Genomic DNA, 18,424 nt, shown 5'->3' on the forward strand with positions numbered 1-18,424 from the left:
CGGTAACGAAACCACGTGTAAAGCAGTCGCTTCTGCATGCCATTTACTGACGATCTGCACTGCCCGTACCAAAAGGAAGCGACACGCCGGGTAAACCGGTTATGTTAAGCGGTACCGTCGCCCCTTGCAGACAGGTTGCGTCAACGCTTTGCCCCGCAATAGTAAACTGTTCAACGCCATGTTTATGAGCAGGAACGGGCAGCACTTACGTAATCAGCACGTCATAGCGTGAAAAATAATCGGCAACGCCATCGCGTAGCCGCCTGGCCGGCCTGATCCCGACCAAGGCCGGAAATCGAGCGATTGGCGCGGATAATTACTACCAAAAATAATGATTAATAGCGGAGAAGCGGCGCATATCGCGCAGCCAGCATAGTATTGCGCCAGCTCAGGCAAAAAAAAGCCCCGGTCAGTGACCGGGGCTTTTTATCAGCCTTGCTGCTTACTCAGGGCGGGTAGCCGGAGCCGTCGCCTGATGAGTGGCGGCATGACCACCTGCGGAACCTTTGCCTTCGAAGTTGAAGGAAGGACGCACCCAGTCGCTGTTGCGAGCAGGTTCTGCCTGGTACTCAGGCGCTGGCGCTTTGGTCATCGGTGCCGTGGCATGATGTTTAAAGGCCGGCGCGGCAACTTCAGGCTGCGCTTTTTCAGCAACGGCTGTTGTTGACGCTGGTGCTGCCTGAGCCTGTGGAGCGGCTTCAGCAGGTGCCTGAGGACGCGCTGGCGCAGCGGAAGCAACACGCGGTGCTTCAGCCTGGGCTGCTGGCGCTGCTGCTTCAGCCGGAGCATCAGTCTGCGCTGCTGGTGCTGCTGCTTCAGCCTGAGCCGGAGCCTGTGCTACTGGCGCTGCGGCTTCAGCCTGAGCCGGAGCCTGTGCTGCTGGCGCTGCTGTTTCAGCCTGAGCCGGAGCCTGTGCTGCTGGCGCTGCGGCTTCAGCCTGAGCCGGAGCCTGCGCTGCTGGCGCTGCGGCTTCAGCCTGGGCCGGAGCCTCAGTCTGCGCTACTGGCGCTGCTGCTTCAGCCTGGGCCGGAGCCTCAGTCTGCGCTGCTGGCGCTACCGCCTGTGCGGACGCAGAAGCAGGCTCGTCGCGACCGGCAACCGGCGCGTGCGGCTCGGAAGCCACTACGGGTGCTTTGACTTCTGGCGCGTTAAGCACTTCGGCTACCTGCTGCTCTGTTTGCTCGCTGACGTCGGCGGCGAAAGCCCGATCGGCAGCTTCGCTTTCTGCGGGTTCCGCAGCCGGGAAGGCGGCCTGTGCAACCTCTTGTGCGACTTCTTCGTCAGCGGCGGAGATAACGGCAGGTTCTTCATTCACCGGCGCAGCAATCGCAGCGTTGTCGGTTACGGCTGTTGGCGCTACGGCAGCAGCGATTTCAGCCGATGTTGTTGGCTCGACAGAGACTGGCTCAGCGATATGTACCGGCTGCGCTTCGTCCTGTACGTCCTGCGGCAGGCTTTCAGCGACCGCCACGGCAACGGCTGCGGCCGTCTCTTCGTGACCGTAATCCGGCACTACCGACTGCTCAATCTCATGGTTATCAGAGATATGGGCTACCGGATAGGAGACCCACACTTTACCTGAAGCCATTTCCGGGGAAGCGGCGGCAAAGGTCAGCGGCATCGGCGACTGGTTCGGGTAACGCTCGTCACGATAGCGACGACGACGCTGGCCGCTAACGCGCAGATGACGTGGCGAACGACGTGAACGACGAGGCATGCTGTTGGTGTCGCGCTCTTCCTCATCAGCTTCCACGATATCCACCGCTTCGGTCAGGGCTGGCTGCTGTTCTTCAGCTGGCGCGGCTTCTTCCGGCGCGAAAGAGCGGGCTGCGGTTTGCTCAGCCGTCTCGATACGCACTTTCTGGCTCAGCTGGCGCGGCTTACGACGCGGCATTACCTGAACCTGCTCTTCACCCTGTTCAACAGCGACAGCCGCTTCTTCTTCTGGCAGTGCGCTTTCAACTTTTTCTTCCTGAGCGGCCAGGCGTTTTTCTTCCTGACGACGTTTGCGCTCGGCGCGCTGTTCGCGGCGTTGCTGCTGCTGCTCTTCACGCTGCTGGTTGCGAACTTCTTCACTGACCGGCGCATCATCCTGCGGCGTGACGTTGCGTTTGTTGCGACGATTCTCTTCGCGTGCTTCCGCCTGCGGATCGCTGTCGCGCACCATGCGCTCGTTACGATTGCTGTTGCGATTGTTGTTACGCTCGCCGTTGCGGTCGTTACGTTCGCCATTGCGGTCATTACGCTCGCCGTTGCGGTCATTACGCTCGCCGTTGCGGTCATTACGCTCGCCATTGCGGTCATTACGCTCGCCGTTGCGGTCGTTACGTTCACCGTTGCGGTCGTTACGTTCGCCGTTGCGATCGTTACGTTCGCCGTTGCGGTCGTTGCGTTCACCGTTGCGGTCGTTACGCTCGCTACGGTCACCGTAACGATCGCCATTGTTGCGGTCGCGACGGTTATTCTGACGGCGGTTGTTACGACGCTCGCTGCGCGGCGGGGTAGCTTCCGGCGCTTTCTCTTCTTCTTCCACCACGGCGGCAGGCTGAGGCTGTTCGGCTGGCTTCTCTTCGGCAGCGAACATCTTCTTCAGGCCACGCAGGAAGCGGCCGACCAGGCCCGGCTCGTTAGCAGCAGGCGCGGCGGCAGGCTGAGCGACAGCAGCAGGCTCGACAGGCGCTTCTGGTTCCGGCTCGTGCGGCACGGGCGGCGCATCCGGCATTACAAACGCGGCCAGAGCTGGTTGCTCAGGACGTTTGCGCTCGGCGTGCTCTTCTTCCGAAGGCAGCGCCATTTCGGCTTCATGCAGCTTTGGCAGATGATAGCTGAGGGTCTGCGTTTCTTCGCCGCTGCGCACGCGCAGCACGGAGTAGTGCGGTGTCTCCATCTGATCGTTAGGCACGATAATCGCGCGCACGCCGCCCTGGCGTTTTTCAATGGCGCTTACCGCTTCACGTTTCTCATTCAGCAGATAGGATGCGATCTGTACCGGAACAATAGCGTGGACTTCTTTGGTGTTCTCTTTCAGCGCTTCTTCTTCAATCAGACGCAGAATAGAAAGCGACAGCGATTCGTTATCACGGATGGTGCCGGTGCCGCTACAGCGAGGGCAGACGTGATGACTGGATTCGCCCAGCGACGGGCTGAGGCGCTGACGCGACATCTCCAGCAGGCCGAAACGCGAGATATGGCTAATCTGGATACGGGCACGATCCTGGCGCACGGCTTCACGCAGGCGGTTTTCTACCGCGCGCTGGTGGCGAACCGGCGTCATATCGATAAAGTCGATAACAATCAGGCCGCCCAGGTCACGCAGGCGCAGCTGGCGGGCAATTTCATCCGCCGCTTCCAGATTGGTATTAAAGGCGGTTTCTTCGATATCGCCGCCGCGGGTAGCGCGCGCGGAGTTGATGTCGATAGCGGTCAGCGCTTCGGTGGAATCGATAACGATAGAGCCGCCGGAAGGCAGACGCACTTCACGCTGGAAGGCCGACTCGATTTGCGATTCGATTTGGTAATGGCTGAACAGCGGGATTTCGCCGGTGTACAGCTTGATTTTGCTGCTGAAATCGGGACGGCCCAGCGCGGCGATATGCTGGCGAGCCAGCTCCAGCACTTTCGGGTTATCAATAAGGATTTCGCCGATATCCTGACGCAGATAGTCGCGGAAGGCGCGAACGATAACGTTGCTTTCCTGATGGATCAGGAAGGGAGCAGGGCGGCTGTCGGCAGCCTTTTTAATCGCTTCCCAGTGCTTCATACGGAAGCTTAAATCCCACTGCAGCGCCTCGGCGGATTTGCCGACGCCTGCGGTACGCACGATCAGTCCCATGCCTTCCGGGAGATCCAGCGCGGAAAGCGCTTCTTTCAGCTCGGTGCGGTCATCGCCTTCGATACGGCGGGAAATGCCGCCCGCGCGCGGATTGTTCGGCATCAGCACCAGGTAGCTGCCGGCCAGACTAATAAAGGTAGTCAGCGCCGCGCCTTTATTGCCGCGCTCTTCTTTATCAATCTGAACAATAACTTCCTGACCTTCACGCAGCACGTCTTTGATATTAGGACGGCCATGAGAGGAATAGTTGGCAGGAAAGTTTTCGCGGGAGATTTCTTTCAGAGGGAGAAAACCGTGTCTCTCAGCGCCGTAGTCAACGAAGGCGGCTTCAAGGCTGGGTTCGATGCGGGTAATTTTACCTTTATAGATATTGGCTTTCTTCTGTTCGTGTCCTGGGCTTTCGATATCCAGATCGTACAGACGCTGTCCGTCTACAAGGGCGACACGCAACTCCTCCTGTTGAGTTGCGTTGATCAACATTCTTTTCATCGTAACTTACTCATTATTCTTACATTAGTGACAAAGCTACGGGCATAGTAACGCTGGACGCGTCTAAACCGATGGCCCCGTGTCTCATCGCAAAGCCGTCAACCTCCCGGTTGTCGCCAGCTCAAGGGGCGCAAATCTCGGTAGCCTGCTTTTCAACTGGAAAAACAGCGCGTTTATAAAGAGGGATAACCACCAGTGGTACCAGAGTGAACCTGTCCCGTCTTGTCGTCCAGGCTGCAACCCGCAGCCCGCTAAATGCCTGATTGCACAATACGTCTTACGCCATTGCTGCGTGTATGTACGATCCGGCAAAATTCTTATAACGCTATTCTCTTGTTTCACATGCGTTGAGCCAGTAAAACGGAATCATTATTCCACTGCTAAGCTTGTGATAGCAAGGTGACTTTTCCCGCTCTGCGAAGTTTATTCCAGCTTTTAAAACGATTTGCAGCGCTTTTCAGCAAATTGCCGAAAAAACAGGCATAAACCTTCTGCGGCAGAGGTCACTGTCAGTTAAGCACAGAAAAAGAAGTGGCGCTATGCTGACGCTCTATTTAGAATCGCCAACCATGAAAACCAATACTCCAGCAGTTCAAATTGTGACTATCGCCGCCGATGACGCGGGGCAGCGCATCGATAATTTTTTACGCACGCAGCTAAAAGGCGTGCCGAAAAGCATGATTTATCGCATTTTGCGCAAGGGCGAAGTGCGGGTAAATAAAGGACGCATTAAGCCGGAATACAAGCTGGAAGCCGGGGATGAAGTGCGTATTCCACCGGTTCGGGTCGCAGAACGCGAAGAAGCGGCCGTTTCGCCAAAGCTGGATAAGGTGGCCGCGCTGGCGAACGCTATCGTTTATGAAGACGATTATATCCTGGTGATGAATAAGCCCTCAGGCACCGCCGTTCACGGCGGCAGCGGGCTAAGCTTCGGCGTAATCGAGGGCCTGCGGGCGCTGCGTCCGGAGGCGCGTTTCCTGGAGCTGGTGCACCGTCTGGATCGCGATACCTCTGGCATCCTGCTGGTAGCAAAAAAACGCTCCGCGCTGCGTTCGCTGCATGAACAGCTGCGTGAAAAGGGAATGCAGAAAGACTACCTGGCGCTGGTGCGCGGCTCGTGGCCTTCCCATGTAAAAGCGGTGCAGGCGCCGCTGCTGAAAAACATTTTGCAAAGCGGCGAGCGCGTGGTGCGGGTAAGTAGCGAAGGCAAGCCTTCCGAAACGCGTTTCAAAGTTGAAGAGCGTTATGAAAAGGCGACGCTGGTCAAAGCCAGCCCCATTACCGGGCGGACGCACCAGATCCGCGTACACACGCTGCATGCGGGGCATCCGATTGCCTTTGACGATCGCTATGGCGAAAGAGATTTCGATGCTCAGCTGGCGGGAACGGGTCTGAAAAGGCTGTTTCTGCACGCCGCCGCGCTTAAGTTCACCCATCCGAACAGCGGAGAAGTGATGCGAGTGGAAGCGCCGCTGGATGATGAGCTGAAGCACTGCCTGGCCGTATTGCGAAAAACCTCTCCGGCGAAGTGATCTTTAGTGCAGCGTTATTCGACATTGGCATGGATGCTCAGCGTCAGTAAAGGCAGGTCATAACCGGTTCTGGCAATCGTCAGCGGTAAAGACGGTTCGCCAGTGAGAGATAACGGACGATCGTATGTCTTAAATACTATGCCTTCAATAAATCAGTGATAAATTGCAGGCCCTGTTTTTAAGCGATTCCTCCCTGGCGCTACGCTAAGGCTAATGGCGGGAGGCGCTGTCCGGATAAGCGAACCGAGCGTGTCAGGGATGACGTTTTTTGCGTGTCCCGGTTCCGGATGGCCCCTCCCGCTTTCTTACAGGCTAAAGCGACTTAGCCCATGGGGACTTACGTATAGCCTTGAACCTCCTGACAAGCCAGAAACGACCTGCCAGCCTCAAAATTTCTGACCAGCCAGAAGCTGCCGAGCCGACAGGATCCTAACCTGCCAGCGGATCCATTCCCGCCTCGCGCAGCATTTCGCAAAGCGCGATTAGCGGCAGCCCGACCAGCGTATTAGGATCGCGGCCCGTTAATCTGTCGAACAGCGTAATACCTAATCCTTCGCTCTTAAAGCTGCCTGCACAGCCCAGAGGCTGCTCTTTGCGAACATAATTAATAATCTCCTGCTCCGTTAATAATCTGAAATCCACGCTGAAAGGTTCGCAGATCGCCTTTATGCTTTTCGTCCGGCTATTAAAAAGCGCAAGGCCGGTATAAAAAATCACGCTATGGCCGCTGGCCTGGCGTAACTGCTCGCAGGCTTTCTCTTCCGTATGCGGTTTTCCGGTTATTTTACCGTCTATTACGCAAACCTGGTCGGAGCCTATAATCAGATGGTCAGGATAGCTTGCCGCCAGCGCGCGGGCCTTCTGGCCGGCAAGGCGCTGCACCAGATCTATCGCAGATTCGCCGGTCTGCGGCGTTTCATCCACCTCCGGCGCTGCGGTAATAAAAGCGAGGCCCAGTTTCTCAAGCAAGGCTTTTCTGAAAGGGGAGGTTGAAGCCAGAACCAGCTGTGTCATAATTTTTTCCGGAATAGATAGCGCAGGAGTGCAGGACATTTTAAACTATGCGCCGCACTGGTTGCGAATAATGGGTGAAAGATGCTGTTAAACGGCCTTTTTCTTTGACTCTAACTCGTTACAAAGTTAATATGCGCGCCCTATGCAAAAGGTAAAATTACCCCTGACTCTCGATCCGGTTCGCACCGCTCAGAAACGCCTGGACTACCAGGGCGTTTACACCCCTGAACAGGTGGAGCGTCTTGCCGAATCGGTAGTGAGTGTGGATAGCGATGTAGAATGTTCGATGTCGTTCGCAATCGACAATCAGCGTTTAGCGGTGCTGAAAGGCACTGCGGCGGTCTCCGTTACGCTGTGTTGTCAACGCTGCGGCCAGAACTTTCCGCATTCTGTCCACGTAACGTATTGCTTCAGCCCGATCGTCAATGACGAGCAGGCGGAGGCACTGCCGGAAGCGTACGAGCCGGTCGAAGTCAACGAGTTTGGCGAAATCGACCTGCTGGCGGTGGTGGAAGATGAAGTTATCCTCGCCCTGCCGGTCGTTCCGGTGCATGATTCTGAACACTGTGAAGTGTCCGAGGCGGACATGGTCTTTGGCAAGTTGCCTGCAGAGGCGGAAAAACCAAACCCATTTGCCGTATTAGCCAGTTTAAAGCGTAAGTAATAGGAGTAAGGTCCATGGCCGTACAACAGAATAAACCAACCCGTTCCAAACGTGGCATGCGTCGTTCACACGATGCGCTGACCACTGCCACTCTTTCCGTAGATAAAGTTTCTGGCGAAACGCATCTGCGTCACCACATCACTGCGGATGGTTACTACCGCGGTCGCAAGGTCATCGTTAAGTAACTCACGGCCCAGCCGGCGATACTTTGACACGTTTGACCCTGGCGATTGATGCCATGGGCGGGGACTTCGGTCCCTGCGTGACAGTGCCTGCGGCAATGCAGGCACTGGCGTCCGATCCGCAGCTACATCTTCTTCTGGTCGGCGATCCCGACACACTCACGTCATTACTCGCAAAAGCTGATTCCGCGCTCCGGGAACGTCTACAGATTATTCCTGCCGAGTCGGTTATTGCCAGTGATGCCAGACCGGCACAGGCTATTCGCCATAGCCGGGGTTCCTCAATGCGCGTGGCGCTTGAGCTGGTAAAAGAAGGACAGGCCGACGCCTGCGTCAGCGCAGGCAATACCGGCGCGCTGATGGGGCTGGCCAAGCTCATGCTCGGATCGTTAAACGGTATCGAGCGTCCGGCGCTAATGACCGTGCTGCCCAACGTACGGGCTGGCAAAACGGTGCTGCTGGATTTAGGCGCTAACGTGAATTCCGATAGCGCTATGCTGGTGCAATTCGCGATAATGGGTGCGGTCATGGCGGAAGAAGTGCTGGCCATCAGCCGACCGCGCGTTGCGCTGCTGAATATTGGGCAGGAAGAAACCAAAGGTCTGGAAACGATTCGGGACGCCGCAGGTATTCTGCGTGACGCGCCGGAAATTAACTATATTGGATACCTCGAAGGCAACGAACTCCTTACCGGGAAAACGGACGTCCTTGTGTGCGATGGTTTCATCGGCAACGTCACGTTAAAGACAATGGAAGGCGTGGTCAGAGTGTTTCTTTCGCTGTTGCAATCGCCAGAAGGTAAAAAAAGGGCCTGGTGGCTGTCGCTGCTGGGGCGTTTGCTGAAAAAACGCCTGGCTAAGCGCTTCGGTCATCTTAACCCCGACCAGTACAATGGCGCCTGCCTGTTAGGGCTACGCAAAACCGTGGTAAAAAGTCACGGCGGCGCCAGCCAGCGCGCATTTGTTGCGGCGATAGAACAGGCAGAGCAGGCGGTGCGGCGGCAACTTCCGGAAAGGATTGCCGCCCGCCTTGAAACTGTATTACCTAAGAGTGACTGAGCGGACATGTATACAAAGATTATCGGTACGGGCAGCTATTTGCCTGAACAGGTGCGGACTAACGCCGATCTGGAAAAAATGGTGGATACGTCGGACGAGTGGATTGTCACCCGTACCGGTATCCGTGAACGTCGCATCGCTGCGCCCGACGAGACCGTGGCGACGATGGGCTTTCATGCCGCCGAGCGCGCGCTGGAAATGGCGGGTATCGATAAAGACGATATCGGCCTGATTGTGGTGGCAACGACCTCCTCCAGCCACGCCTTCCCAAGCTCCGCCTGCATGATCCAGCAAATGCTGGATATTAAAGACGCCGCGTCTTTCGATCTGGCGGCGGCCTGTGCGGGCTTCACCTACGGCCTGAGCGTCGCCGATCAGTACATTAAAAACGGTGCGGTAAAAAATGCGCTGGTGATTGGTTCCGACGTGCTGGCGCGTATGCTCGATCCTGAGGATCGCGGCACGATCATTCTGTTCGGCGATGGCGCGGGCGCCGTGGTGCTTGGCGCCAGCGAAGAGCAGGGCATCATTTCCACCCATCTGCACGCCGACGGCCGCTACGGGCAGCTGCTGACGCTGGCTAACCAGGATCGTGAGAATCAGGCACAGCCTTCTTACGTCACCATGGCCGGCAACGAAGTCTTCAAAGTTGCCGTGACGGAGCTGGCGCATATCGTTGAAGAAACGCTGCAGGCCAATAACCTTGAGCGCGAAGCGATTGACTGGCTGGTGCCGCATCAGGCCAACCTGCGTATTATCAGCGCTACCGCGCGCAAGCTGGGTATGGAAATGGATAAGGTCGTGGTCACGCTCGATCGTCACGGCAACACGTCTGCCGCCTCTGTGCCGACCGCGCTGGATGAAGCGGTGCGCGATGGCCGCATCAAGCCAGGTCAGCTTATTCTGCTGGAAGCCTTTGGCGGCGGTTTCACCTGGGGCTCGGCGCTGGTTCGTTTTTGATTAACAGGATATAACAATGACGCAATTTGCTATGGTTTTTCCAGGTCAGGGTTCGCAGACCGTGGGTATGCTGGCCGAACTGGCGGCAGAAAACGCGCTGGTAGAACAGACGTTTCGCGAAGCTTCCGACGCGCTGGGTTACGATCTGTGGGCGCTGGTGCAAAACGGCCCTGCTGAAGAACTGAACAAAACCTGGCAGACGCAGCCCGCTCTGCTGGCTGCATCTGTTGCTATTTTCCGCGTTTGGCAGGAAAAAGGCGGATCTCAGCCTGCAATGCTGGCAGGACACAGCCTGGGCGAGTATAGTGCGCTGGTTTGCGCAGGCGTGATCGACTTCAAAGAAGCGATCAAACTTGTCGAACTGCGCGGCAAACTGATGCAGGAAGCGGTGCCGGCAGGCACGGGCGCCATGCAGGCGATTATCGGTCTGGACGACGCGGCTATCGCTAAAGCCTGCGAAGAGTCGGCGCAGGGCGAAGTTGTTTCTCCGGTGAACTTTAACTCGCCAGGTCAGGTTGTTATCGCGGGCAACAAAGCGGCGGTAGAACGCGCTGGCGCAGCCTGTAAAGCCGCTGGCGCAAAACGTGCGCTGCCGCTGCCGGTTAGCGTCCCGTCGCACTGCGCGCTGATGAAGCCCGCTGCGGACAAGCTGGCCGTCGCGCTGGAGGCGATTGTCTTTAGCGCGCCAACCGTGCCGGTCGTCAACAACGTGGATGTTAAGTGCGAAACGTCGCCTGAAGCGATCCGCAGCGCGCTGGTTCGCCAGCTCTACAGCCCGGTTCGCTGGACTGAATGCGTAGAGTTCATGGCGCAGCAGGGCGTTACGTCGCTGCTGGAAGCAGGGCCTGGCAAAGTGCTGACCGGCCTGACAAAACGAATTGTAGACACCCTGACGGCAACGGCGATCGGCGATGCGGCCAGCCTGTCAGCGGCGATCGAGCAGTAAAAAGAGGATGAAGATGAGCTTCGAAGGAAAAATTGCGCTGGTGACCGGCGCGAGCCGCGGCATTGGCCGTGCGATTGCAGAAACCCTGGTCGCGCGTGGCGCGAAGGTGATTGGTACCGCTACCAGCCAGAGCGGTGCGGATGCAATCAGCGCTTATCTGGGCAGCAATGGCAAAGGCCTGCTGCTGAATGTTACCGACAGCGCGTCTATTGACGAAGTGTTGGGAAATATTCGCGCAGAATTTGGCGAAGTGGACATTTTAGTCAATAATGCTGGCATTACGCGTGATAATCTTCTGATGCGTATGAAGGACGACGAGTGGCAGGATATCCTGGACACTAATCTGACTTCCGTATTCCGCCTGTCAAAAGCGGTAATGCGCGCTATGATGAAAAAACGCGTGGGCCGAATTATTACCATTGGCTCCGTTGTTGGAACAATGGGTAATGCGGGTCAGGCAAACTACGCGGCAGCAAAAGCGGGTTTGATCGGCTTCAGCAAGTCACTGGCGCGTGAAGTCGCGTCACGTGGTATTACCGTTAACGTTGTGGCTCCCGGTTTCATTGAAACCGACATGACGCGTGCGCTGACTGAAGAGCAGCGTGCGGGCATCCTGGCGGAAGTGCCGGCGGGTCGCTTAGGCGGCGCGCAGGAAATCGCCAGTGCCGTTGCATTTTTAGCCTCTGACGAGGCGGCGTACATCACTGGTGAGACGCTGCACGTCAACGGCGGAATGTATATGGTCTGATAATCGCGAAAACTATTTGCGTTATTTGCGGTAATGCCCGCAAAATAGCGTAAATTCGTGGTTTGACCAGCCGGGATTTAGTTGCATCTTTTTCAACATTTTATACACTACGAAAACCATCGCGAAAGCGAGTTTTGATAGGAAATTTAATAGTATGAGCACTATCGAAGAACGCGTTAAGAAAATCATTGGCGAGCAGCTTGGCGTTAAGCAGGAAGAAGTTGTTAACACTGCCTCTTTTGTAGAAGATCTGGGCGCTGATTCTCTTGATACCGTTGAGCTGGTAATGGCTCTGGAAGAAGAGTTTGATACCGAGATTCCGGACGAAGAAGCTGAGAAAATCACTACCGTTCAGGCTGCTATTGATTACATCAATGGTCACCAGGCGTAAGTGAGCATCTCCAGGCGGTCGCTCGACCGCCTGAGTTTTATCTGTAGGTCCCACTGATTCTCTTTTATCCCCTCCCTGGAGGACGAACGTGTCTAAGCGTCGTGTAGTTGTGACCGGTCTTGGCATGTTGTCTCCTGTCGGCAATACCGTAGAGTCTACCTGGAATGCTCTTGTTGCCGGTCAGAGTGGCATCAGCCCGATCGACCATTTTGAAACCAGTGCCTACGCAACGCGTTTTGCTGGCTTAGTAAAGGATTTCAACTGCGAGGAGTTTATCTCGCGTAAAGATCAGCGCAAGATGGACGCCTTCATTCAATACGGCGTTGTTGCTGGTATGCAGGCTATGCAGGATGCCGGTCTGGTCATTACTGACGAGAACGCGCACCGTATCGGCGCCGCTATCGGCTCCGGCATCGGCGGTCTTGGTCTGATAGAAGAAAACCATACCTCGCTGGTGAACGGCGGTCCGCGTAAAATCAGTCCTTTCTTTGTGCCTTCCACTATTGTGAACATGATTGCCGGTCATCTGACTATCATGTACGGCATGAAAGGGCCGAGCATTGCCATTTCTACCGCCTGTACAACCGGTGTGCATAACATTGGTCAGGCTGCGCGTATGATTGCCTACAACGACGCCGACGTCATGATTGCCGGCGGCGCAGAGAAAGGCAGTACGCCACTGGGCATTGGCGGCTTTGGCGCGGCACGTGCGCTTTCTACCCGTAACGACAATCCTCAGGCGGCAAGCCGTCCGTGGGATAAAGACCGTGACGGCTTCGTGCTGGGCGACGGGGCAGGTATCGTCGTGCTGGAAGAATACGAACATGCTAAAAAGCGCGGCGCGAAGATTTACGCCGAGCTGGTTGGCTTCGGCATGAGCAGTGATGCTTACCACATGACCTCGCCGCCGGAAAACGGCGCGGGCGCGGCGCTGGCAATGGAAAACGCCCTGCGCGATGCACAGCTGTCGCCGGAAAAAATCGGCTATATCAACGCACACGGCACCTCGACGTCTGCGGGCGATGTGGCAGAAGCGCAGGCTGTGAAATCCGTATTTGGCGCTGCGGCGTATGACGTAATGGTCAGCTCCACAAAATCCATGACCGGTCATCTGTTAGGCGCGGCGGGAGCAGTAGAATCCATCTACTCTATCCTTGCACTGCGCGATCAGGTCATTCCGCCTACCATCAATCTGGATAACCCGGATGAAGGTTGCGATCTGGATTTTGTGCCGCATACGGCGCGTCAGGTTAAAGGACTGGAGTACGCTCTGTGCAACTCCTTCGGGTTTGGCGGCACTAATGGCTCGCTGATCTTCCGGAAAATCTGATTGTCTGTTGTGAAAAAAGGCCCGCAAATGCGGGCCTTTTTTGTATAGTATTCACGCCTGTTTTATTATCAATTCAGCATCTTAGATTTTTTCTGGTACATCACGGCTCCTCTGGAATCCACAGATGTAGTCCTCTGCATTCGTTTGTTGATGCGCGTCCGATGCACTCTGTATTAACCCGGCCAGCAGGTGAGCGCACTTAAACAGAAGTCCAGTCTTCTAATCGACTAAATTGTCACTCGCGTGCGGGTTTTTATACGCCTATTAAAGTGTCGCCTGTTGCTTACTGAGTCGTTCAGACCTGGCCGCCATTGCAGCGTACGCACCCCTGTAATTTGACAGAATAAATAGTTTGCAGACAAACCAGCACCGCGCCGGGTGTGCTTGCGTAATTCCAGCCAAAATTTTCTACAGTGGGCTTGATTCTGAAAGGAAAAATAGTCGATGGAAGGGATGTGATTTCCTGGTTATTATTTGGGCTATTTTGATGGAAAGGAACTCCATAAATGAGTAAACGGCAAAATATAATTGACGGTCGCCAAAGTCATTTAAGATATGGATTGATTTATACTGAAGTACTTGGATGGGTCGATCTCGGTCATGCGCAGGGTAGCGATATTAAAAGCCTGTTGAGAAAAATCGATAACGGAGAACACTCAGATCAGGCGTGCTATGACGTTTCTTATTCGCAGGCTATGGTTGACCCGACTCACTCTTACAGGACAGGTAAATTTATAACCTGGCGCATTAAAAAAGGGCGTTCTAATTCTGAACGGCAAAGTATTGCACTGGCAATGATGATGTCGCTGGCACGGAAATTTGAAGGTTTGCAGGCCTCGTTTCCGTTTAATCTTATGACGGATAGTGGATTTAGCGGGGAAGATTTGGTTTCAGATTTACTGGGGTTCTACCGCGTCATTTCCAGCCACGATGTTTTTCCAGCATTACGACCTGTTAGTAAGAAAGAGGCGCTCAGGCGTTGGGATCATTACGGCCCAATAGGATCCTTTAAAAACGATTCATTTTTACCACTTCTTTTCCCCGATCCTGAAAAATCCCCTAATGGCAGGCCGCATAAAGGTGTATTACCTGATTTTATGAACTGGGTCAGACCGTGGGATGACTTTCATTCCGGGAAGGTCAGTATCGCTTCCGCTGATGGTTCGTACATTGATAAAGCAAAGCGAGGCACATTACCCTATGCGTAAATCGTTGAAGGTACTTATTCCCATTTTTATAGTAGCTATTGCCGCACTTGCCTGTACCTGGCCTTACATCAGGATGGAGTTTGCTGGTAGCGCACACTATACCGAACAGAATAAGCGTGAATACAATTTTTATACGCCTGATATTCTCAAAAAAATGCCGCGTATTTCCTGTCGCTATGACTTCGATTTTGCCAACATTACCGGCCCGGCAACGCACGTCTATGCAATAAAATTTTATGATACTGTTGATACTCACAGAATTAATAATTACCTGGCTTCAGCCGGTTATAAGCAACAAAATGAATGTGATGCAGAGTCAGTGTGCTGGCATGGCTCAAATCCTCTGGAAATAATTTATGTCGGGGTATTGAGAGGGGAAAAAACCGTCATTGTGCAGGTTGTCTACAATTTTACATAATGTTAGCCTGCATGGCCTGAAAATGAGTATAAACATAAAGCAGAAACTGTGAAGTAAAATTATTTATGTTTCAAAAGGTTAGTTTTATTTGCAGGCCCGCAAATGCGGGCCTTTTTTGTTTTATCCCCATGCTACTTTAGCCGTTTAAACGGACGTGAATCTACGCGAGGATGCAGGTAAGCTTGCGCGTAGCAAATAAGGAGAGCAGATGATCTGGATAAACGGTCAGCCTCAGGAGCATTTGTCCGTCAGGGACCGCGCCGTACAGTTTGGTGACGGCTGTTTTACTACGGCCCGTATAGAGCAGGGTGAAGTCTTTGACCTGCGCGCGCATCTTGAACGATTACAGCAGGCCTGCGAGCGCCTGCTAATCCGTGATGTTGACTGGCAAGCCCTGCGGCAAGAGATGAAGATAGCCGCCGCGACGCGTACAACCGGCGTGCTTAAAGTCATTGTTTCTCGCGGTGTCGGCGGCCGGGGCTACAGCGCCAGCGGCTGCCAGCAGGCTTCACGCATCATTATGCTGTCGGACTATCCGACGCATTATCATCAGCTGCGCCAGACGGGCGTAAGGCTGGCGCTAAGCACCATCCGTTTGGGCCGCAATCCGCAGTTAGCCGGTATCAAGCATCTTAATCGCCTGGAACAGGTACTCATTCGCACAGAGCTTGAGCAGACCGGCGCTGACGAAGCGCTGGTCCTTGACACTCAGGGGCTGCTGGTGGAATGCTGTGCGGCAAATTTATTCTGGCGTAAAGGCGAGGAAGTTTTTACCCCCGACGTGACGCAGGCCGGCGTAAACGGTATCCAGCGTCAGCGGGTGATGCGGCTGCTGGCCGCGCAGGGTGTCAGAGTCAGGGAAGTCAGCGTACCGCCACAGATCCTCGAACAAGCGGACGAAATTTTTATCACCAATGCGCTGATGCCAGTGCTGCCGGTAGTGGAGATAGACAACCGGTTTTATCGCTCAAGAACGTTGTTTAATCGGATCAATGAGCACGATTTTCAGGGAAATTTATGACAGTAAAACGCAAACTAGTCGGCGGGATCGTCGCGCTTGTTATCGCCGGTTTGGCTTTCAGCTACTGGCAAATTAAGCAGCTGGCCGGTTCGCCGCTCTCGATTAACCATGAGACGATTTTCACGCTTCCGGCCGGATCGGGCCGCGTGGTGCTGGAAGCCGAGCTGAACAGGCAAAAAATTATTCCGCATTCCATCTGGTTTGGCTGGCTGCTCAAGCTGGAGCCGGAGCTGGCGAATTTTAAAGCCGGTACCTATCGCTTCACGCAGGGTATGACGGTACGCCAGATGCTGGCGCTGCTCTCCAGCGGTAAAGAGGCGCAGTTCCCGATCCGGTTTATCGAAGGGTCGCGGATGCAGGAGTGGCTGGCGCAGCTGCGCACAGCGCCCTATATCAAACACACGCTGGCTGACGATAAACTGACCACGCTGGGTCAGACGCTGAAAATGTCGGAGCAAAACGTCGAAGGCTGGTTCTATCCCGATACCTATTCCTACACCGCCAATACCACGGACGTGGCGATCCTGGAGCGGGCTCACGGCCAGATGGTAAAAATCGTCGATACGCTGTGGCAGAACAAAGCGGACGGGCTGCCCTATAAAGATAAAAATGATTTGTTAACCATGGCGTCGATTGTGGAAAAAGAGACGGCGTTGGGCGAAGAGCGCAGCAAGGTCGCTTCGGTATTTATCAATCGTCTGCGGCTGGGAATGCGTTTGCAGACCGATCCGACCGTGATTTACGGTATGGGCGACAGCTATAAAGGCACGCTGACGCGCAAGGATCTGGAAACGCCGACGGCCTATAACACCTATGTGATTGCCGGCATGCCGCCGGGGCCTATCGCCACGCCGGGCAAAGCCTCGCTGGAAGCCGCGGCGCATCCGGAAAAAACGGACTTCCTTTATTTTGTTGCGGACGGCAAAGGCGGACACACTTTTACCACTAACCTGGCGAGCCACAATCGCGCGGTCCAGGCGTGGCGCCTGCTGCTCAAGGAAAAAAATGAAAAGTAATTTTATCGTTATCGAAGGGCTGGAAGGCGCGGGCAAAACGACCGCTCGGGATACCATCGTTGCGACGCTTAAACAGCACGGCATTGAGGATATCGTCTTTACCCGCGAACCGGGCGGCACGCCGCTGGCGGAAAAACTCCGCGAGTTGATCAAGCAGGGGATTGAAGGCGAGCAGATCACCGATCGTGCGGAGCTGCTGATGCTTTACGCGGCACGAGTGCAGCTGGTGGAGAATGTCATTAAACCGGCGTTGGCGCGCGGCGCCTGGGTGGTTGGCGATCGCCACGATCTCTCTTCTCAGGCCTATCAGGGCGGCGGGCGAGGCATGGATATCCGTCTGATGGCGCAGCTGAAACAGAGCGTACTGGGTGATTTCGCGCCTGATTTGACCCTCTATCTGGACGTGACGCCAGAAATCGGCCTGCAACGCGCCCGCTCGCGAGGCGCATTAGATCGGATCGAACAGGAGTCGCTGAACTTCTTTACCCGCACGCGTGAACGCTATCTGACGCTGGCCGCCGCGGACGAAAGCATTAAAACTATCGACGCCACGCAGGATATAGAGGGCGTCTCCGCCGCTATCCGACAGACGCTGGCGCAGTGGCTACAGGTACGGTCATGATCTGGTATCCGTGGCTTAACCAGCCTTACCGGCAGATCGTCGGCCAGCATCAGGCCGGACGCGGACACCACGCGCTACTGCTCCAGGCGCTGCCGGGCATGGGCGATGCCTCGCTGGTCTGGGGGATCAGCCGCTGGCTGATGTGCCAGCGCAGAGACGGGCTGAAAAGCTGCGGAGAGTGCCACGCCTGTCGTTTGATGCAGGCCCATACGCATCCGGACTGGTACGAACTGACGGCGGAAAAGGGCAAAAGCTCGCTGGGTATTGATGCGGTGCGCGGCGTTACGGAGAAGCTCTTCCATCATGCCCAGCAGGGCGGGGCGAAAGTGGTCTGGCTGCCCGATGCCGCTCAGCTGACGGAGGCCGCCGCCAACGCGCTGCTGAAAACGCTGGAAGAGCCGCCGGTGAACACCTGGTTTTTGCTCTGCTGCCAGCAGCCTTCACAGCTGCTGGCCACGTTGCGCAGCCGCTGTCAAAGCGTTCACCTGGCCGCGCCGGACGAGACGCAAAGCCTGAGCTGGCTGCAAAAGCAGGCTGGCGCATCACAGCAGGATTGCCTGACCGCGCTGCGGCTAAGCGGTGGCGCGCCTGCAGCGGCGCAAACGCTGCTGGAAAAAAGCTGGGCGGCGCGGCAGGCGCTGTGCGAGGCGCTGCCGGGGGCGCTGCAAAAAGATATGCTATCCTTGCTGCCCGTTCTGAACCACGACGACGCGGCGGCGCGTACCGGCTGGCTTTGCGCGCTGCTGGTGGATGCGCTGAAATGGCAGCAGGGCGGCGGGCGCTTTATCGCCAATGCCGACAGCCAGACGCTGGTGGCGGAGGTTGCCCGTCAGCTACCGGCCAGCGCGCTGGATGAGAGCATTCGCCAATGGTTCCTGTGCCGCGATCGCCTGCTGAACGTGCTGGCCGTAAACCGTGAACTCTTATTGACCGACCAGCTGCTGGCGTGGGAGCAAATGCTCCACGCTTCCGTGGTCGGCTAACGAACCAGAG

The 18,424-nt window shown here is 55.7% G+C and carries 17 protein-coding genes; 15 read left to right on the forward strand and 2 right to left on the reverse strand.

Annotated features, from left to right (window positions below; genetic code table 11):
- Positions 1-442: 442 nt before the first annotated feature.
- Positions 443-4,321 (reverse strand): ribonuclease E, encoded by a 3,879-nt coding sequence (gene rne, locus AB3U87_RS19005; RefSeq protein WP_394150104.1) that lies wholly within the window; start codon positions 4,319-4,321, stop codon positions 443-445.
- Between the two features lie 569 nt (positions 4,322-4,890).
- Between rne and rluC the strand changes: the two genes are divergently transcribed.
- Positions 4,891-5,853: a 23S rRNA pseudouridine(955/2504/2580) synthase RluC gene (gene rluC, locus AB3U87_RS19010; RefSeq protein ID WP_253461018.1), complete on the forward strand. Its 963-nt coding sequence runs from the start codon at positions 4,891-4,893 to the stop codon at positions 5,851-5,853.
- 429 nt (positions 5,854-6,282) lie between these two features.
- Here the strand turns inward: rluC and AB3U87_RS19015 are convergent, their stop codons facing one another.
- The gene (locus AB3U87_RS19015; RefSeq protein WP_253454597.1) at positions 6,283-6,867 is read right to left on the reverse strand and encodes a Maf family protein; all 585 of its coding nucleotides are present in this window, start codon (positions 6,865-6,867) and stop codon (positions 6,283-6,285) included.
- Between the two features lie 142 nt (positions 6,868-7,009).
- Between AB3U87_RS19015 and yceD the strand changes: the two genes are divergently transcribed.
- The 14 genes from yceD (at position 7,010) to holB (ending at position 18,414) form a co-directional block, all read left to right on the forward strand.
- Complete coding sequence (yceD, locus tag AB3U87_RS19020; protein WP_125290775.1) at positions 7,010-7,531, forward strand: 23S rRNA accumulation protein YceD; 522 nt, start codon at positions 7,010-7,012, stop codon at positions 7,529-7,531.
- Positions 7,532-7,545: 14 nt separating this feature from the next.
- A complete protein-coding gene (rpmF, locus tag AB3U87_RS19025; RefSeq protein WP_013025362.1) occupies positions 7,546-7,716 on the forward strand; it encodes a 50S ribosomal protein L32 in 171 nt (56 codons plus the stop codon).
- Between the two features lie 23 nt (positions 7,717-7,739).
- Positions 7,740-8,771 (forward strand): phosphate acyltransferase PlsX, encoded by a 1,032-nt coding sequence (plsX, locus tag AB3U87_RS19030; RefSeq protein WP_301252720.1) that lies wholly within the window; start codon positions 7,740-7,742, stop codon positions 8,769-8,771.
- 6 nt (positions 8,772-8,777) lie between these two features.
- The gene (locus tag AB3U87_RS19035; protein ID WP_125290773.1) at positions 8,778-9,731 is read left to right on the forward strand and encodes a beta-ketoacyl-ACP synthase III; all 954 of its coding nucleotides are present in this window, start codon (positions 8,778-8,780) and stop codon (positions 9,729-9,731) included.
- A gap of 16 nt (positions 9,732-9,747) precedes the next feature.
- The gene (fabD, locus tag AB3U87_RS19040; RefSeq protein WP_301252721.1) at positions 9,748-10,677 is read left to right on the forward strand and encodes an ACP S-malonyltransferase; all 930 of its coding nucleotides are present in this window, start codon (positions 9,748-9,750) and stop codon (positions 10,675-10,677) included.
- 13 nt (positions 10,678-10,690) lie between these two features.
- A complete protein-coding gene (gene fabG / locus AB3U87_RS19045; RefSeq protein WP_125290771.1) occupies positions 10,691-11,425 on the forward strand; it encodes a 3-oxoacyl-ACP reductase FabG in 735 nt (244 codons plus the stop codon).
- A 154-nt stretch (positions 11,426-11,579) separates the two neighbouring features.
- Positions 11,580-11,816, forward strand: coding sequence for an acyl carrier protein (acpP, locus tag AB3U87_RS19050; RefSeq protein WP_004157115.1), 237 nt, complete (start codon positions 11,580-11,582; stop codon positions 11,814-11,816).
- 88 nt (positions 11,817-11,904) lie between these two features.
- Entirely contained in the window at positions 11,905-13,146 is a 1,242-nt protein-coding gene (gene fabF, locus AB3U87_RS19055) for a beta-ketoacyl-ACP synthase II (RefSeq protein ID WP_125290770.1), read from the forward strand.
- A 506-nt stretch (positions 13,147-13,652) separates the two neighbouring features.
- Complete coding sequence (locus AB3U87_RS19060) at positions 13,653-14,354, forward strand: hypothetical protein (RefSeq protein ID WP_301252724.1); 702 nt, start codon at positions 13,653-13,655, stop codon at positions 14,352-14,354.
- Positions 14,347-14,772: a hypothetical protein gene (locus AB3U87_RS19065; protein WP_301252726.1), complete on the forward strand. Its 426-nt coding sequence runs from the start codon at positions 14,347-14,349 to the stop codon at positions 14,770-14,772. Before AB3U87_RS19060 ends, AB3U87_RS19065 begins: the two co-directional genes overlap by 8 nt.
- 208 nt (positions 14,773-14,980) lie before the next feature.
- Positions 14,981-15,793, forward strand: coding sequence for an aminodeoxychorismate lyase (pabC, locus tag AB3U87_RS19070; RefSeq protein ID WP_253454593.1), 813 nt, complete (start codon positions 14,981-14,983; stop codon positions 15,791-15,793).
- Positions 15,790-16,809, forward strand: a complete 1,020-nt coding sequence (gene mltG / locus AB3U87_RS19075; protein ID WP_370733906.1) for an endolytic transglycosylase MltG — start codon at positions 15,790-15,792, stop codon at positions 16,807-16,809. The genes pabC and mltG overlap by 4 nt, the downstream gene beginning before the upstream one ends.
- Positions 16,799-17,431 (forward strand): dTMP kinase, encoded by a 633-nt coding sequence (gene tmk, locus AB3U87_RS19080; protein WP_253454591.1) that lies wholly within the window; start codon positions 16,799-16,801, stop codon positions 17,429-17,431. The genes mltG and tmk overlap by 11 nt, the downstream gene beginning before the upstream one ends.
- Positions 17,428-18,414, forward strand: coding sequence for a DNA polymerase III subunit delta' (holB, locus tag AB3U87_RS19085; RefSeq protein ID WP_394150112.1), 987 nt, complete (start codon positions 17,428-17,430; stop codon positions 18,412-18,414). The genes tmk and holB overlap by 4 nt, the downstream gene beginning before the upstream one ends.
- Positions 18,415-18,424 lie beyond the last annotated feature (10 nt).

It is taken from the genome of Erwinia plantamica, from assembly GCF_043420595.1.
Taxonomy (GTDB): domain Bacteria; phylum Pseudomonadota; class Gammaproteobacteria; order Enterobacterales; family Enterobacteriaceae; genus Erwinia; species Erwinia aeris.

Excerpts from the sequence above, each read along its gene's own strand:
- yceD (WP_125290775.1), top strand. The coding sequence starts at position 7,010 with ATGCAAAAGGTAAAATTACCCCTGACTCTCGATCCGGTTCGCACCGCT.
- fabD (WP_301252721.1), top strand. The coding sequence starts at position 9,748 with ATGACGCAATTTGCTATGGTTTTTCCAGGTCAGGGTTCGCAGACCGTG.
- acpP (WP_004157115.1), top strand. The coding sequence starts at position 11,580 with ATGAGCACTATCGAAGAACGCGTTAAGAAAATCATTGGCGAGCAGCTT.
- holB (WP_394150112.1), top strand. The coding sequence starts at position 17,428 with ATGATCTGGTATCCGTGGCTTAACCAGCCTTACCGGCAGATCGTCGGC.
- pabC (WP_253454593.1), top strand. The coding sequence starts at position 14,981 with ATGATCTGGATAAACGGTCAGCCTCAGGAGCATTTGTCCGTCAGGGAC.
- tmk (WP_253454591.1), top strand. The coding sequence starts at position 16,799 with ATGAAAAGTAATTTTATCGTTATCGAAGGGCTGGAAGGCGCGGGCAAA.
- AB3U87_RS19015 (WP_253454597.1), bottom strand. The coding sequence starts at position 6,867 with ATGACACAGCTGGTTCTGGCTTCAACCTCCCCTTTCAGAAAAGCCTTG.
- fabG (WP_125290771.1), top strand. The coding sequence starts at position 10,691 with ATGAGCTTCGAAGGAAAAATTGCGCTGGTGACCGGCGCGAGCCGCGGC.
- rluC (WP_253461018.1), top strand. The coding sequence starts at position 4,891 with ATGAAAACCAATACTCCAGCAGTTCAAATTGTGACTATCGCCGCCGAT.
- AB3U87_RS19035 (WP_125290773.1), top strand. The coding sequence starts at position 8,778 with ATGTATACAAAGATTATCGGTACGGGCAGCTATTTGCCTGAACAGGTG.
- AB3U87_RS19065 (WP_301252726.1), top strand. The coding sequence starts at position 14,347 with ATGCGTAAATCGTTGAAGGTACTTATTCCCATTTTTATAGTAGCTATT.
- rne (WP_394150104.1), bottom strand. The coding sequence starts at position 4,321 with ATGAAAAGAATGTTGATCAACGCAACTCAACAGGAGGAGTTGCGTGTC.
- mltG (WP_370733906.1), top strand. The coding sequence starts at position 15,790 with ATGACAGTAAAACGCAAACTAGTCGGCGGGATCGTCGCGCTTGTTATC.
- rpmF (WP_013025362.1), top strand. The coding sequence starts at position 7,546 with ATGGCCGTACAACAGAATAAACCAACCCGTTCCAAACGTGGCATGCGT.
- AB3U87_RS19060 (WP_301252724.1), top strand. The coding sequence starts at position 13,653 with ATGAGTAAACGGCAAAATATAATTGACGGTCGCCAAAGTCATTTAAGA.